General features: G+C 69.4%; 12 protein-coding genes. 9 read left to right on the top strand and 3 right to left on the bottom strand.

Translation table 11 applies throughout. The features are described 5' to 3' along the window. Nucleotides 1-59 precede the first annotated feature (59 nt). Both B7K24_RS00230 and B7K24_RS00225 read right to left on the bottom strand, forming a co-directional pair. Nucleotides 60-500, bottom strand: a complete 441-nt coding sequence (locus B7K24_RS00230; RefSeq protein WP_084127824.1) for a hypothetical protein — start codon at nucleotides 498-500, stop codon at nucleotides 60-62. Further along, on the bottom strand, nucleotides 497-2,194 hold the full coding sequence (locus tag B7K24_RS00225; protein ID WP_084127823.1) for a PspC domain-containing protein: 1,698 nt from the start codon (nucleotides 2,192-2,194) through the stop codon (nucleotides 497-499). The genes B7K24_RS00230 and B7K24_RS00225 overlap by 4 nt, the downstream gene beginning before the upstream one ends. Before the next feature lie 190 nt (nucleotides 2,195-2,384). On the opposite strand from B7K24_RS00225, the gene B7K24_RS00220 reads away from it, so the two are divergent. The 7 genes from B7K24_RS00220 to B7K24_RS00190 all read left to right on the top strand — a co-directional run bounded on the left by B7K24_RS00220 (nucleotide 2,385) and on the right by B7K24_RS00190 (nucleotide 10,813). Next, nucleotides 2,385-3,404, top strand: a complete 1,020-nt coding sequence (locus B7K24_RS00220) for a sensor histidine kinase (RefSeq protein WP_084127822.1) — start codon at nucleotides 2,385-2,387, stop codon at nucleotides 3,402-3,404. After that, complete coding sequence (locus tag B7K24_RS00215; protein WP_084127821.1) at nucleotides 3,404-4,054, top strand: response regulator transcription factor; 651 nt, start codon at nucleotides 3,404-3,406, stop codon at nucleotides 4,052-4,054. Before B7K24_RS00220 ends, B7K24_RS00215 begins: the two co-directional genes overlap by 1 nt. 205 nt (nucleotides 4,055-4,259) lie before the next feature. Continuing rightward, nucleotides 4,260-5,345 carry a GGDEF domain-containing protein gene (locus B7K24_RS00210; RefSeq protein WP_159449086.1) on the top strand — a complete coding sequence of 362 codons (1,086 nt, stop codon included), beginning with the start codon at nucleotides 4,260-4,262 and terminating at the stop codon, nucleotides 5,343-5,345. Between the two features lie 12 nt (nucleotides 5,346-5,357). Then, entirely contained in the window at nucleotides 5,358-7,997 is a 2,640-nt protein-coding gene (gene pcrA, locus B7K24_RS00205) for a DNA helicase PcrA (RefSeq protein WP_084127819.1), read from the top strand. A gap of 100 nt (nucleotides 7,998-8,097) precedes the next feature. After that, entirely contained in the window at nucleotides 8,098-9,141 is a 1,044-nt protein-coding gene (locus B7K24_RS00200; protein ID WP_084127818.1) for an isopenicillin N synthase family oxygenase, read from the top strand. A gap of 40 nt (nucleotides 9,142-9,181) precedes the next feature. Then, a complete protein-coding gene (locus B7K24_RS00195) occupies nucleotides 9,182-9,826 on the top strand; it encodes a hypothetical protein (protein WP_084127817.1) in 645 nt (214 codons plus the stop codon). A 33-nt stretch (nucleotides 9,827-9,859) separates the two neighbouring features. Continuing rightward, complete coding sequence (locus B7K24_RS00190; protein WP_084127816.1) at nucleotides 9,860-10,813, top strand: L-lactate dehydrogenase; 954 nt, start codon at nucleotides 9,860-9,862, stop codon at nucleotides 10,811-10,813. A 20-nt stretch (nucleotides 10,814-10,833) separates the two neighbouring features. Here B7K24_RS00190 and B7K24_RS00185 read toward each other — a convergent pair whose 3' ends face one another. Next, nucleotides 10,834-13,038 carry an MMPL family transporter gene (locus tag B7K24_RS00185; RefSeq protein WP_084127815.1) on the bottom strand — a complete coding sequence of 735 codons (2,205 nt, stop codon included), beginning with the start codon at nucleotides 13,036-13,038 and terminating at the stop codon, nucleotides 10,834-10,836. Nucleotides 13,039-13,248: 210 nt separating this feature from the next. Here B7K24_RS00185 and B7K24_RS00180 point away from each other — a divergent pair, with 210 nt between their 5' ends. Further along, the gene (locus B7K24_RS00180; protein WP_159449085.1) at nucleotides 13,249-14,616 is read left to right on the top strand and encodes a sensor domain-containing protein; all 1,368 of its coding nucleotides are present in this window, start codon (nucleotides 13,249-13,251) and stop codon (nucleotides 14,614-14,616) included. Beyond that, complete coding sequence (locus B7K24_RS00175; RefSeq protein WP_144268042.1) at nucleotides 14,613-15,260, top strand: response regulator transcription factor; 648 nt, start codon at nucleotides 14,613-14,615, stop codon at nucleotides 15,258-15,260. The genes B7K24_RS00180 and B7K24_RS00175 overlap by 4 nt, the downstream gene beginning before the upstream one ends. The last annotated feature ends 55 nt before the right edge of the window (nucleotides 15,261-15,315 follow it).

Genomic DNA, 15,315 nt, shown 5'->3' with positions numbered 1-15,315 from the left:
GCCAACGCCGACGGCGGGCCCTCGCTTCCCGCGAGAGTCCGCCGTCGTAGTGGAGCGGCCTAGGAGCGTGGCCGCTCGTCGTCCTCGTCGGTGCGGTCGTCCTCGCCGTCATCGTGATCCGGGTCCGTCGCCGCCCCAGCCTCGGTGAAGATCACCTCGGTCGGGGTGGGCTGGGACGGGGAGCCCGGCATCACCGAGGTGGGCGCCGCGTCGGCGTCCGGGGTCTCGGTAGCGGCGGCAGCGTCATGCAGCGGCTCCTCGACGACCGGCGCCGTCGCGGCGCGAACCTCGCGCGAACGGCCGATGCTGCTGAGGGCTGCGGACAGGATGAGCCAACCGCCCACCGCGCCGAGCGCGATGATGGCGGCGAGTTCGAGGTCGATCGTTGTGCCAGAGAACGCGACGGCCATCATCACGCCGGCGCCGATGACGAGCAGGGCCCAGAGGGCTGAGGCGATGCGTTGGCCCGCGCGGCGGCGGGGAGTGGCGGTGGTGATCACGGGGTGACCTCCTCGGTGATGTAAAGCGTGGACACGTCGGGTGCCTCCAGGGTCAGCACGGGGCCGTCGCCCGTGGCGAAGTCAAGGACCGTAGCGTCGGCGGTGCCGTCGTTCCACAGGTCGCACCACACCTGGCGTTCGGTGAAGTCGACGGTGACTGACCCCGGCGACGTGAGGACGAGCGAGGTGCCAGCGGGGATGACGGCCTCGGTGGTCGACCCGCGGACGGGAATGGACATGTCCTCGTCAACGGTGGAGAGCTGAATGTAGGAGTCGGCAGGGCCGAACATCTCCTCGCTGGCACTGTCGGAGTAGTCCCAGCAGCTGCCCGCCGCGTAGATGGTCGTGTAGTCGTCGCCGAAGGCCTCGCGGATGCTGACCTGCTCGGGGCCCATGGCCGTAGCCGTCGCCTCGGACTCGGAGCCTCCGTCGTCGAAGCCGAAAGCCTCCTCGTAGTCGATGGCGCCTCCGTCCATCCAGTAGCCCCAGTCGCCGTAGTTGGCGCGGATGGTGTCCGCGTTGGCGACCATGGGGATCGACACGATGACGGCGCACACCGACAAGAAGCCAAGGAATCCGAAACGACGCCCCGAGAGTGCGACCACCAGCAGGACCGCTCCGAGGCCCATCGTGATGATGGCTCCCCAGGCGAGGACGGGGCTCACCGCGAGCTGACCCGAACGAGCGATGGCGAACACCACGGCGACCGCGATGACCAGCACCCCGAGGAAGGCGAGCCAGGCGGCCTTGCCGGGCCCCGGCACGCGCGGGGGCTTCGGACGCGGCGGCGCAGAGGTGACGGGCGGGACGTACGTCTGCTCCCCGGTCGTCGAGTTCCATGCGTACGACGACGAACCGTTCGGGACGGGGCCTCCCACTGCAGGGCTATAGCGCCACGTGTGATCGCGTGGCGTGTTCACGCGCGGGTCGCCCGGCAGGAGCGCGGGCTCCCACGGTTGCGGCGATGCTGCGACCGTGGGGGTGGCCGATGCGTCGGCGGCCGTGGCTCGCGAGTCACCTGGTGTGGCGGCGGGCTGGGGTTCGCTGGGCGAAGCGGGCTCGTCGGGAGAGTCCGAGTCGGTGACGGCGGTACGAGCGCCGGCCGCGGCATCGGCCGCCGATGCCGCCGACGGCGCGACGGGAGCGGCGCTCGACCACGTGGTGCCGGTCGGGGTGCCGGGCGGGACGGAGTCACGATTGTTGCGACGCACCAGGTAGATGACGAGGAAGATCAAGCCGCCCAGGAGCGCGAGTGGGATCACGACGGCGAAGAACGCCGCGACGATATGAAACGGGCCGAACTGGCTCTGGTTGTCCCACGGGAACGGGTCGCCGTCGAAGATGCCTCCGAACAGTCCGCCGTTGTCGAGGGTGACGAAGCCGAGGACGCCCATGACCGCGATGCCGATAAGTGCGCCCACATTGGTGACGCCGCGGCCGAAGTCCTGGATGACGATCGCTCCGCGCCGGTCGGGCAGAAGCCCCCACGCTGCGGCGTAGGCGAGCAGCACCAGGCCATTGAGCAGGATGCCGGCGAGCACCATCAGCAGTCGGGCGGGCACGGGTGCGAGGCCGATGCGGGCGCCGAGCCCGGAGGCGACGCCACCCAGAATGCGATCGCCGCGCTGGATGTTCCAGCCGCGGATCGCGGTAAAGAACGCGGCCTCCTTGGGGGGCGGTGGTGTCTCGCTCATGTCACTCCTTGTGCCGAGGATTGCTGTCGGCGCTCAGGTGGCGCCCGATCATGCCCCCACTGTCGCAAGGCCGCATGGCCGACCGCTATGAGGGAACGCCCTGATCCTCACCCTGAACTTGCCGCCGACGACACCCTGAGATCCGGGAAAACCCCTGCTTGAGCGCGCGCGGCTGTGTGACGATGGTGCCGTGACCACAGCACCGGCCCCTCGGGTCGCCCGCCCCCTGCAGCGGCGCCGCAACGCGCCCGCGATCTGGCGTGGCCTCGGTGGGCTCGCACTGCTCGTGATCGCAGGCGTGCTTGCGTTCGACCGCTGGGGAGGGGAGGACCTGCCCGGCTGGCTGATCCCCCTGGTGCTGTTCCTCCTTTCTCTTGGCCTCACGTGGAGCCCCCTCGACGGCGCTTTCGGGCAGGACGCGTGGCGGCTGGACGTCTCGGGGCTGTTCAGGCGCGACGACCTGTGGCGGCTCGTGGTGGGCGTGACGCTCGGCATCACGGCGCTGTGGTGGTTCGCGCTGTGGGATTACACCGACCGGATGTGGGTGAGGTCGATCGTCACGACGGTCGTGGTCATCCTCGGCCTGGGTCTCATGCTTGCACCGTGGTGGTTGCGTGCCATTCGCCAGGTCTCGATTGAGCGCCAGGCGCGCATCCGCGAGCACGAGCGTGCGGAGATCGCCGCGCACCTGCACGATTCGGTCCTGCAGACCCTCACCCTGATCCGCTCGCGGGCCACGGACCCCGATGCCGTCGCACGGCTTGCCCGCGCCCAGGAGCGCGACCTGCGCGCGTACTTGTACGGCGAGCGGCGTGACCCCGATGCGTCGGTGGCCACCGCGATCGCGGAGGCCATTGGCGAGGTCGAGGACGCGCATTCGGTCGTCATCGACACCGTGAGTGTCGGCGACGCGCCGCTCACCCCCGACCTGCGCGCGGCCGTCGCCGCCACGCGTGAGGCGGCCAAGAACGCCGCCCGCCACGCCACGGGCCCCATTTCTGTCTATGCCGAACTCACCGCGAAGGCGTTCGAGGTGTTCGTGCGCGACGCCGGGCCCGGATTCGACCCGGGGGCGATCCCCGACGACCGGCTGGGAATCCGGCAATCCATCATGGGTCGCGTGGAGCGCCACGGCGGGCACGCCGAGATCCACTCGTCACCCGGCGCCCGTACCGAGGTCGCCATCGTTGTCCCCCGAAGGGAGTCCTGATGTCCGTCTCCGTGGTGATTGTCGACGACCACGACGTGATTCGTGTGGGAGTGCGCGAGTCTCTCGACGACCAGATCGAGGTGGTGGGCGAGGCGCGTGACGTCGAGTCCGCGGTCGCCGAGATCCTCGCACGCCGGCCCGATGTGGTGATCCTCGACGTCCACCTTCCCGGCGGCACCGGTGCAGGTGCCCTCGATGTGTTGGCCGAGATTAAGGGGCGCGTCGACGGCACGCGGGTGCTCGCGCTGAGCGTGTCTGACTCGGCGGAGGACGTCGTATCCGTGATCCGCGCCGGCGCGCGCGGCTACGTGACGAAGTCGATCTCGGGTCCGGACCTGTCCGATGCTGTGCGCCGGGTCGCGGGGGGCGACGCCGTCTTCTCACCGCGGCTCGCGGGCTTCGTGCTGGACGCGTTTGGCGCTGCTGGGGGAGAGGTGGCCATCGCGGACGACGAGCTCGACCAGCTCACCGCGCGCGAGCAGGAGGTCATGCGGCTCATCGCCCGCGGCTACACCTATCGCGAGGTGGGCGAGAAGCTGTTCATCTCCATCAAGACCGTCGAAACCCACGTGGGCAAGGTGCTGCACAAGCTGCAGCTGTCGAATCGCCACGAGTTGGCGCACTGGGCGGCTCAGCGAAGGATCGTCTGAGACCCCTCGCGGGCCCGGACTAGTGTCGCGGAGGCACCGTTCGTGACACGTTGGTGTCCGAAGTGGCGCATATGTCCTCAATTGCTCCCTTCGGAGGGCTGCCACGCTCACATAGCATGTGGGCACGATGACACTTCATGAGCGCATACGGCACCCTCGCCGCTATCCCGCGGGACGTGACCGGCAAGGGACGCCAAGTCCTGGCGTGGTGGTGTCGCTCGCGGCGTTCTGCGTGCTGTCGTCGATCTTCTACGCCGGGTTCTTCCTGTGGTGGCGCCCGGAGAAGTGGGAGTTCTTCGTCGCGCTGGGTGCACTGTCGATTCCGGTCTTCATTGGCGCTCTCGTCGCGGCCGTGCGTGGCAGCGTCGTGGGCGCGGCGGTCACGTTCTTGGCGACCACGCTGGTGTGCCTCGTGCCGTTCGCCGTGGTGTTCTCGGTGAGTTCGGGAGTGCAGTTCTTGTTCTTGGCCGTGGGGTTTCTTACCTTGGCGGCTCTTCCCGATCGGCTTGTCGTCGTGCGGTTGGTGTTCTGCGGGGTCGTGATCGTGGCGATAGCGGCCACGGAGATCGTCGCGCCACCGGGCAGCTCGGCAATCGCCGACACTGATCCGGCGTTCGCTGCGATGGCGATCGGCATGCGGTTGGGCGGTATCGCGCTCGTGCTGACTGCCATCACCATGATCCTGCTGCGGACGGCCCGGCTCGAGCAGCAACTCGTGCAGCTCGCCGCTCAGGGCGAGCGGCGGGCGAACACCGACGAACTCACGGGGATCGGCAATCGCCGCCCGGCCATGCGCGAACTTGAAATGGTGGCGAGCGATCCGTCGCGTCATGCCGCGCTGGCGCTTATCGATATCGACCTGTTCAAGACCACGAACGACACCTGGGGACACGAGATCGGTGACGCGGTGATCAGTGCCGTCGCCACGCGAATCGAGGCGTCGATGGGGCGCCAGTGTGTGGTGTCCCGGTGGGGCGGCGACGAGTTCCTCGCGATTTCTCGCCCCGGCCACGTCACCATCGAGTCGTCGGTGCAGAAACTTATGCAGTCGCTGCGCGAGGAGCCGATCGAAGTGGGAGACGCGACGATCGAGGTGACGCTGTCAGTCGGCATTGCCGTTCGTCATCCGGGGACACCGGTGAGCGAGACTCTTGCTGCTGCGGACGAGGCGCTTTACCGTGCGAAGAGTGAGGGGCGTGATCGGGTGCGCGTCGCGCCGCCACGCCCGGAACACGGCGCCACTGTCCACAGGACACCTCGATCGACTTCCGGTACCGCGGGGAGCGCCTAGACTTTTCGGGTCATGGATGCGCTCTTCGAACTCGACGGCCCGGACCCCATCAAACCCGCCCAGGCGCGTGTGAACGACCCGGCGCCCGCGCCCGTCGAGCCGCTCGTTGAGCCGGCCGCTGCCGACGTCGAATCCGGCTGGGAGCCCGGCCCCGAGCCGGAGCCCGAGCCTGAAGACGAGCCCATGCCGGAGGAGGCCTGGACCCCTCCCACGGAGGTGCCGGCGCAGCCGAGCTCCGTCGCGGCAGCGGGCTCCAGGCCCCGCCAGTCGTACGGCGACTGGGGCGCCCCCGCCCCGGCGATGGACGCATCGGCCCTCGTGGAAGGCCTCAACCCCTCGCAGGCCGAGGCCGTCGAGCACGCCGGGGAGGCACTGCTCATCATGGCGGGCGCCGGCTCGGGCAAGACCCGCGTGCTGACGCACCGCATCGCCTACCTCTTGGCCACGGGCCGCGCGCGCCCCCACCAGATCCTCGCCATCACCTTCACCAACAAGGCCGCGGGGGAGATGCGCGAGCGCGTCGAGAACCTCGTGGGGCCCGACGCCCGTCGCATGTGGGTGTCGACCTTCCACTCGGCGTGCGTGCGGATCCTGCGCGCCGACCACAAGGCCGCCGGGCTGAAGTCGAGCTTTTCGATCTACGACCAGACCGACTCCGCGAACCTCATGAAGCTCGTGGCCAAGGAACTGGACATCGACCCCAAGAAGTTCACGCCCAAGGCGCTCCTGAACCGCATCGGCAAGTTCAAGGACGAGCTCGTGAGCCCCATGGAGGCGCTCGCGGCCACCGAGAACGCGTCGAAGTTCTCGATCGACCACGCCGCGGGCCGCGCCTACGCCGAATATCAGCGTCGCCTCGACGCCGCCAACGCCGTCGACTTCGACGACATCATCGTGCGCACCGTGCGCCTGCTCCAGGAGAATCCGCAGGTGGCCCGCGCGTATCGCGAGCGCTTCCGCCACGTGCTGGTCGACGAGTATCAGGACACCAACCACGCGCAGTACATCCTGGTGCGCGAGCTGATCGGCAAGCCCGGCGACCCCGAGCTTCCCCCCGGCGAGCTCACCGTCGTGGGTGACGCCGACCAGTCGATCTACGCCTTCCGCGGCGCGACCATCCGCAACATCCTGGAGTTCGAGGCCGACTACCCGGCCGCGCACATCGTCCGCCTGGAGCAGAACTACCGCTCCACGCAGAACATCCTGAGCGCCGCCAACGCGGTCATCAAGAACAACGAGGGGCGCCGACCCAAGAACCTGTGGACCGACTCGGGCGCGGGCGCCAAGATCGAGGGCTACGCGGGGGAGTCGGAGCAGGACGAGGCGCAGTACATTGCCGGCGAGATCCGACGCCTCATCGACGCGGGCGACTACTCCGCGGGTGACATCGCGATCATGTACCGCGCCAACGCGCAGTCGCGCGCGCTGGAGGAGCGCTTCATGCGTGCCGAGATCCCCTACAAGGTCATCGGAGGCACCCGCTTCTACGACCGCAAGGAGATCAAGGACATGATGGCCTACCTCTCCGCGGTGGTGAACGAGGACGACGACATCGCGATGCGGCGCATTATCAACACCCCGCGCCGCGCCATCGGCGACACCGCCGTCGAGGGCATCGACGCCTTGCGGCGATCGTTGACGACGGCCGATGCCTCAGTCAGTTTCGGAGATGCGCTTCGTCGTGCGGACGAGGCAGGGCTTCAGACGCGCGCGGTGCGCGCGATCGGCGACTTCGTGTCGCTCATGGACGACCTACGCGCGATCGCGGCGGACAACGGCCCGGCGGGTGTGCTCGACGCGATCGCGGACCGCTCCGGCATGCTCACGGCGTACCGCAACTCCGAGGACCCTCAGGACGCGAGCCGCGTGGAGAACATCATGGAGCTCGTCGCCGTAGGCCGCGAGTTCTCCGAGGAGAACCCCGAGGGCACGCTCGAGGACTTCCTCGAGAAGGTGGCCCTCGTGGCCGATGCCGACCAGCTGCCCGACGAGGATGGCTCGGGCGGCGTGGTCACCATGATGACGCTGCACACCGCGAAGGGACTCGAGTTTCCCGTCGTCTTCCTCACCGGCATGGAGGACGGCACGTTCCCGCACATGCGGTCGATCGAGTCCGGCGAGACGAAGGACATGGAGGAGGAGCGGCGCCTGGCCTACGTGGGCCTCACCCGTGCGCGCCAGAAGCTCTACCTCACCCGCGCGCAGATGCGTTCCAGCTGGGGAGCACCGCAGTACTTCGGCGCCTCACGCTTCACCGAGGAGATCCCCGCCGAGCTCATCGAGTGGAAGATCGCCCAGCAGTCGATGGCGTCGCTCAGGGCAAACTCGGATCGCGGCACGTCGCGCTCCGGCTCGTGGGGCGGCTTCGGTGGAGGCTCGGGCGGCTACGGCGGCAACCAGGACCGCGCGGACGGCAACACGTATGCGCGCGCCGGGGCCGTCACCTCGCGGTATGTGCCCCCGAGCCCCCCTGGCGGCGCCGGCGGCGATGTCGGCTTCGAGGTGGGTGACCGCGTCATGAGCGACAAGTTCGGCATGGGCAAGGTCGTGGGCACCGAGGGCTCGGGTCGCAACGCCGTGGCCAAGGTCGACTTCGGCTCGGAGGGTGTGAAGCGCCTGGTGCTCAGGTTTAACTCTCTCGAGAAGCTGTAGCGGATCCCGCGTCGCCAGTGGCGTGCGACGGCGGTCATGCGGATGAAACAGGCGGCTGGCTAGCATCCGAGTGAGACGCGCCCGCACGAAAGGACCGCTCATGACCTTCGAGGTGCCTGCCATCGACATCACTCCCTATGTGAGGGGAGGTTCCGCTGAGGAGCGGGCCGCGGTCGCCGCGGCGGTGGACCACGCGTGCCGCACCGTGGGGTTTATGCAGATCCACGGCCACGGCATCCCGAGCCCGGTCACGGAGGGCCTCGCCGCAGCCATGGATGCATTCTTTGGCCTCGATCTCGACGCGAAGAAGGGCTATCGAACGCCGCCGGAGATCAACCGCGGCTACTCGCCGCCGAAGTCGGAGTCGCTGAGCCTGTCCCTCGGTGTCGAATCCGCGACGCGCATGAACGACTTCTTCGAGGCATTCAACGTGGGCGCGACCGCCTCGGACTATCCGCACGCCTGTGACCTGTCACCGATCGACTATGCGGACAACCTGTGGCCCGACGTTCCCGGCTTCGAATCCCAGGTCTGGGCCTACTTCGGCGAGGCGGCGCGCGTCGCCCGCACCATGACGCGCATCTTTGCCGACGCACTCGGACTCGCACCCACGTTCTTCGACGAGCGCTGCGACCACTCGCTCGACGTGCTCAGGATGAATAACTACGCCTTGCCTCCCGGCACGAACGTCGAACTCGACGGCGACCTCACGGGCATGGGAGAGCACACGGACTTCGGCATCGTGACGGTCCTGTGGGCCGACCGCGTGAAGGGCCTGCAGGTGCTCGACAGCGAGGGCCGCTGGAACGACGTCCAGCCCGACGAGGGCGCGATGCTCATCAACCTGGGTGACGTCACCGCGCGACTCACCAACGAGCGGTGGATGTCCACGCTGCACCGCGTGAAGCCTCCCGTCGTGAACGGCACCATCGAGCGCCGTCGCAGCGCCGCGTTCTTCCACGACGGCAACGTCGACACGGTCATCAGCACGCTGCCGTCCTGCGTGGATGCCGACCACCCAGACCTTTACGAGCCCGTCACCGTGGGCGAGCACATTGCGGCGAAGCTCGCGGGGTCACGGGCCGGCGTGCGCAACCTCGGCGCCGGGCGTGAGTCGGCACGGGTGCTCGCGAGCGAGCGGTAGTTTCCGTCCAGGCGCACCCCGCGCCACAGAGGAGGTATTGATGGCCTGGTGGGTGAAAGCCGGCATCGGTGCGGCAATCGTCGTGGTGGTGGCCGCGCTCACCGTGGTGCCTGTCCGCGCGGTCGGCGACGCCGTGACGCCGGTCTCGCAGACCGCAGCGGCGGCTCAGGACGGGTGCGGTGCCATCACCCTCGAGGCCGACCTGGAGTCCTCGGGACGTGCGCCCGTGCTCGACGTGTGGGGCCTCACCCGCGTGGACGTCACCATGGTGGAGCCCACCATCACGACAGCCGCGACAGACGCGTGCGAGGACGACGTGGTGCTCACCGGAGGGGTGCTGGTGTTTGACCCCAATTGCGACCTACCGGTCGAGGCCCCTGAGGAGCTGGACGCGGGTCTTGATCCCGGCGCCCCAGAGGAGCGGTGCGGCGGGAATGGTTGGTCGCTCGTTCCGTGGGCGGACTCGTTCGCCCTGGAGGACCTCGTTCCCGGCGGGCAGTCCTTCGCGTATGCGGGCGAGCGCCTCTCGCTGGGCTCGTCCTTTGTGCTGGGCGACCGCTGGTGCGCGGGTGCGCAGTACTTCATCGAGCAGCGCTGGGGCGGGACGCTGAACGTGCCCGCGGAGGAGATTGCCACGGGTGACCTGTGCATCGCGACCCGCCCGGCCGGGGCATCGGCCCGATAGGCTGACCGCGGAAGCGAGACTCGGGAGGAAGCCGTGGAATCCAAGACCTCAAAGGTGTCCATCGTCGGCGCCGGCGCCGTGGGCGCAACCCTGGCCTACGCAGGCCTGATGCGGGGATTCGCCCGCACCGTCGCGCTGTATGACATCAATAAGGCGAAGGTCGAGGCCGAGGCCCTTGATCTCGCTCAGGGCATCCAGTTCATGCCCGAGGCCACGGTGATCGGCTCGGACGACGTGGACGTGGTCTCCGGCTCGGACGTGGTGGTCATCACCGCAGGTGCTAAGCAGCAGCCGGGTCAGTCCCGCATGGACCTCGCGGGCGCCACCATCTCGCTCATGGACAAGGTGCTGCCGCCGCTGCTGAAGGCCGCGCCCGATGCGATCTACATCCTCGTCACCAATCCCGTCGACGTGGTGACGTACGCCGCGATCAAGAAGTCCGGCATGGACCCCGCGCAGATGTTCGGCTCCGGCACGGCGCTCGACACGTCGCGCCTGCGCCACCAGATCGCCGCCGTGTGCGACGTGGCGGTCGGTAACGTTCACGCCTACATCGCGGGCGAACACGGCGACTCCGAGGTGGCGCTGTGGTCCTCCGCCTCCATCGGTGGCCAACTGCTGACCGAGTGGCGCGACCGCGAGGGCAACATTGTGATGACGCCCGAACGCCGCGAGCAGATCCACCACGACGTGATGCGCTCCGCCTACACGATCATCGAGGGCAAGGGAGCCACCAACTACGCGGTCGGTGCCGCCGGCGCCCGCATCGTGGAGGCCGTTCTGGGTGATCAGCGCCGCATCATGCCCGTGTCGACCCTCATCGACTACCCCGGCGTGGGCGAGGTGTGCATGTCGCTGCCGTCGGTGGTGGGCCGTCACGGCATCGAGCACCACGCCACCGTCCCGATGGACGAGGCCGAGACCGCCGGCTTGCTGGCCTCGGCCCAGTCCATCAAGGACGTCGCCAACCGGTTCGGGGTGGCGTAGCCGCCCCGAACCGGGGGACGCTAGACGAGAGCGGGTTCGCGCTCGTCCCGGGGTCGCACGGCCGATGCCGCCGCGGGCTCGGCCTCGATCGTCACCTGGGGTAGCCACTCGAGCCAGCCGGGCAGGTACCAGTTGCGCCTGCCCAGCAGGGTCATGAGTGCGGGCACCAGGATGGAACGGACGACGGTCGCGTCGAGGATGACGGCCGCGGCGAGGCCGAAGCCCATCTGCGAGAACTCCGCGAGGTCGCCCAGGGCGAAGCCCGCGAAAACGGCGACCATGATGAGTGCCGCGCCGGTGATGAGGGAGCCGGTGCGTGACAGGCCATAGGCGACGGCTTCGCGCGTGGGTGCCCCCGCGTCGTGACGCTCCTTGATGCGGCTGAGCAGGAACACGTGATAGTCCATCGACAGCCCGAACAGGACCGCGAAGAGGAACAGCGGGATCCATGGCGCGATGCCGTCGACCTGGGGGAAGCCGAGGAGGGTGCCACCCCAGCCCCACTGGAAGACCGCGACGAGCATGCCGAAAGCGGCGGCCGTCGACAGCAGGTTGAGGGCGATCGCCATGGTGGGCACCACGACCGAGCGGAACGCGACCAGCAGCAGCACAAAGCTCGCTCCCAGCACCGTGAGGAGCACCCAGGGAGTGGCGTCGCGGATGATGCCGGTGAAATCGACGGCCTCGGCCTGATCGCCGCCCACGTACGCCGTGGCCTCGGTGCCCTCGAGGGCCGCGGGCACCACGTCGTCGCGTAGGCGCGCGATGGCCGCATCGGCCTCGGGATCCGCCGCGTCGAGCAGCTCGGTCGACGTGACGATGGCGTCGTCGCCCACGTAGGTCACCGCGGCATCGGCGAAGGCGGGGTCGGCGCTCACACGTGAGGCGATCTCCTCGACCGCCACCCGCGCGCTCGCCCCGCCCTCGACGGCGATGACGGTCGCGCCCTGTCCCAGCCCGTAGTCCTCGGCGAGGGTCTCCGCGGCCACCCGCAGGGAGTTGTCCTCGGGCAGCGCATCGAGGCCGGGGAACGCCATCCGCATCTGCGTGGCCGGGGCGGCGAGCAGTCCCAGGATCACCAGGCCGCCCATGGCCCACGCGCCTGGGCGGGCGCTGACGGTGCGTGCGATGGCGCGCCACGCACGCGGCTCGGCGTCCGGGTGGCGGGCGGGCAGGCGCCCCGCATTGACGCGCTGTCCCAGTAGTCGCAGGATCGCCGGCAGCAGGGTCAGGGAGGCGGCGACGGCCATCACGGCCACCAGGATGGCGCCCGCGCCGAGCGAGCGCATGATGGTCGACGGCACCAGCAGCAGGCCCAGGAGCGAGATGACGACCGTGATGCCGGAGAACAGCACGGCACGGTTGGCGGTGCCGCCCGCGACTGTGACGGCATCGAGCACGCTTCGCCCGCTCGCAAGCTCCTCGCGGAAGCGCTGGACCATCACCAGGGAGTAGTCGATGCCGAGGGCGAGGCCCATCATCGTGATCATGTTGACCACGAAGAAGGACAGCTCGAAGGCCTGACCGACGACCGCGGTCGCGCCCACGGCCATGACGATCGCCGCGATCGCGACGACCAGCGGGATGCCGGCCGCGAGAAGCGCCCCGAAGACGCCCACCAGGATCACGAGCGCGACCGCGATGCCGATGGCCTCGCCGCGCACCAGCCCCTCCTCGGCAAGCGAGTCGAACATGGCCGAGCCGGTCGCCTCACCGGCGACGGACACCTCGAAGCCCGCGGGCGTCGCGTCCTCCAACGCGGCGAGCATCGAGTCGACCACCTCGCCGTCCTCGTCGGCGGTGACCGATGCCGTGATGAGTGCGGACGAGCCATCGGCGGCCGCGGGGCCGGCGGCATCGGCGGTGGGCGCCGTCACAGTCGCGACGCCGTCGACGGCGTCGAGGGCGCGCACCAGCGTGGCGAGCGCCTCGGCAAAGGCCGGCGAGCCAAACCGCTCGTTGTCGGATGCCACGACGACGGTCTCGACGGTCGCGTCCGAGGCGCCCACGGCATCGGCCGTCGCCTCATTATGAGCGGCGACCAGTGCGGTCGCGGAGTCGGACTCGGTGGCGACCTGGATGCGATCGTCCTGCGTGAGCGCGTCGCCGAGGCCCGACGCGGCGTAACCCGCGGCGACAAGCGCCACAAACCAGACGGAAACGGTGAGCCACGGCCGGCTGGCCGCGGTGCGGGCGAGGCGCCCGGTGATGCCCTGGGGACTCATGTCTGCTCCTGTCGATAGGGACACCTCGACGCTAGAAATGCGACCCGTGCCCGGTCAGCACGCCTGCGAGCCATTCGTGCCGGGAGGGTGGGGGAATCGTGGCCGCCGCGCGAGGGGGCGATAGAGCGGGCGCGTCCCCCGGACGAGGGAGACTCAAAACGTCCGCGCGAGCGTGGGCGGAACGGGGATGCACCGGGCACGATGGTCCCTATGCGCGCACTCGGCCACTATTTCGCGAACACCTGGTCTGCCCGGACCTGGCGCGAGGTGTCGTACCTGCTGATCGGCCTGCCGCTGGGCATCCTGTGGTTCACCTACGCGGTGACGATGTACGCCGTGGGCCTCGCGCTCGTCATCGTGTGGATCGGCGTCGTGGTGCTGGCCTTCATGCAGTGGACTCTCAGGCCCCTTGGCGCGCTCGAACGTCGCCTCGCCAACGGCGCCCTGGACGCCGAGGTCGAGGAGCCCGGGCCGCGCGGGTATCGCCTTCACGAGCCCGGCGAGCCCATGACGCTCGCAGGCGCCGGCCGCTGGGGGCACGCGCTGCTGCACGACACCAACGGGTGGCGCATCCTCGCGTGGATCATGATGCGCATCGTGCTCGGACCGCTCGGCTTCGCGCTCGCGCTTGCGGCGATCGTGGTGCCGGTGAGCCTCATCGCCGCGTGGCTCATCGCCGTCGGGTACGCCGCAGGCGTCGTCCCGGGGCCGGGCGCCGACGATCCCACTGCGGCCGCGATCGTCGACACCGTGGTGTTCTGGACCCTGGTCGGGACGCCCGTGGTGGCCTTCGCGGTGCCCATGTTCTCGTGGATCTCCCACCACTTCTCGTGCCTGCACCAGCCGCTCGCGCGGTGGGCGCTCGGCCCGTGCGCACAGGAGAAGGTGGCTCGCGTAACCGCACGCGCCGAGCTCGCCGAGACCCAGGTGCGCATCGACCAGGAACTTCATGACTCCATCGGCCACATGATCACCATGAACATCGTGCAGGCCGGCGCCGGCGCCCACGTGTTCGACAGCGACCCCGAGTTCGCGCGCCAAGCGCTGCGTAACATCGAGGAGCGCGGGCGTGCCGCCATGGGCGAGCTGGACCGCATTATTGCGGCGCTCAGGGGCGACGACTCGGAGCCGCGCGCGCCCCTGCCTGGCGTCGCGCAGCTGCCCGAACTGGTCGCGGCCGCCCGCGCGGCCGGTCTTTCCATCGAGGCTCATCTGGGCGTGGCCGATGCACCCAAGCCCGTCTCGCGCACCGTCTACGCCGTCACCCGAGAAGCGATCACCAATGCCGCGAAGCACGCGCCGGGCGCCGCGATCTGCGTGCGGGTCGACCTGGTGGCCGATGCCGTGGGCCTGCGGGTCGTGAATGGTCCCGGCACGTCGGTGCCGGGCCGCGGCGGCATGGGCCGAGGCCTCGCGGGCATCCGCGACCGGGCGGCCCTCCTCGGAGGCGTGAGCCGCACCGGACGGACCCACGACGGCGGCTTCGAGGTGCTGGCGCTGCTCCCGCTCGAGGTATCGCTCGGCGCCGACGAGTACGCATCTCCGTGGGACACGATGCGCGAGAAGGTGGGCGCGTGAGAATCCTCATCGTCGACGACGATCCGTTGGTGCGCATGGGGCTGCGCGCCATCCTCACCTCCGTCGAGGGGTGGGAAGTCGTGGCCGAGGCGGGCGACGGCGAGGAGGCCATCGCCCGCGCGTTCGAGCACGATCCCGATGTGGTGCTGATGGATGTCCGCATGCCCGGTCTGGACGGGCTCGCCGCCACCCGCAGAGTCCTCGACGAGGGCTGCGCCACGCGCGTGCTGGTGCTCACCACCTTCGAGGTCGACGAGTACGTGTTCGAGGCGATGCGGGCGGGCGCCTCGGGGTTCGTGCTCAAGCGCGTGCCGCCCACGGAACTAATCGAGGCCGTCCGCATCGTCGCCTCGGGGGAGTCGCTGCTGTTCCCCGCGTCCACGCGCGCCGTCATCGAACGCTTCGCCGCCCCCGCCGAGCGCGCGATGCCAGAGCTGACGGACCGCGAGCAGGACGTGTTGCGGCTCTTGGCTCGAGGCTTGTCGAACCAAGAGATCGCGTCCGCGCTGTTTGTGTCGCTCGAGACCGTCAAGTCGCACGTCGCCTCGATCCTCACCAAGCTGGGAGTGCGCGACCGGACGCAGGCGGTGATCGTCGCGTACGAGGCCGGATTTGTCCGCCCGGGTGACGCGGCCGACCTCTAGGCCACGGCATCGGCCCTCCACAGGCCGTCAAGAATCACGACACTTCCCTCGCCCG

Origin of the sequence: Demequina sp. NBRC 110055 (assembly GCF_002090135.1) — a bacterium.
In the GTDB taxonomy this organism is placed as follows: domain Bacteria; phylum Actinomycetota; class Actinomycetes; order Actinomycetales; family Demequinaceae; genus Demequina.
Note: the sequence above shows the minus strand (reverse complement) of the source record. Positions and strands in the feature narration are given on the sequence as shown.

Coding starts and splice junctions, on each gene's coding strand:
- B7K24_RS00200 (WP_084127818.1), top strand. CDS start 8,098: ATGACCTTCGAGGTGCCTGCCATCGACATCACTCCCTATGTGAGGGGA.
- B7K24_RS00180 (WP_159449085.1), top strand. CDS start 13,249: ATGCGCGCACTCGGCCACTATTTCGCGAACACCTGGTCTGCCCGGACC.
- B7K24_RS00225 (WP_084127823.1), bottom strand. CDS start 2,194: ATGAGCGAGACACCACCGCCCCCCAAGGAGGCCGCGTTCTTTACCGCG.
- pcrA (WP_084127819.1), top strand. CDS start 5,358: ATGGATGCGCTCTTCGAACTCGACGGCCCGGACCCCATCAAACCCGCC.
- B7K24_RS00195 (WP_084127817.1), top strand. CDS start 9,182: ATGGCCTGGTGGGTGAAAGCCGGCATCGGTGCGGCAATCGTCGTGGTG.
- B7K24_RS00215 (WP_084127821.1), top strand. CDS start 3,404: ATGTCCGTCTCCGTGGTGATTGTCGACGACCACGACGTGATTCGTGTG.
- B7K24_RS00185 (WP_084127815.1), bottom strand. CDS start 13,038: ATGAGTCCCCAGGGCATCACCGGGCGCCTCGCCCGCACCGCGGCCAGC.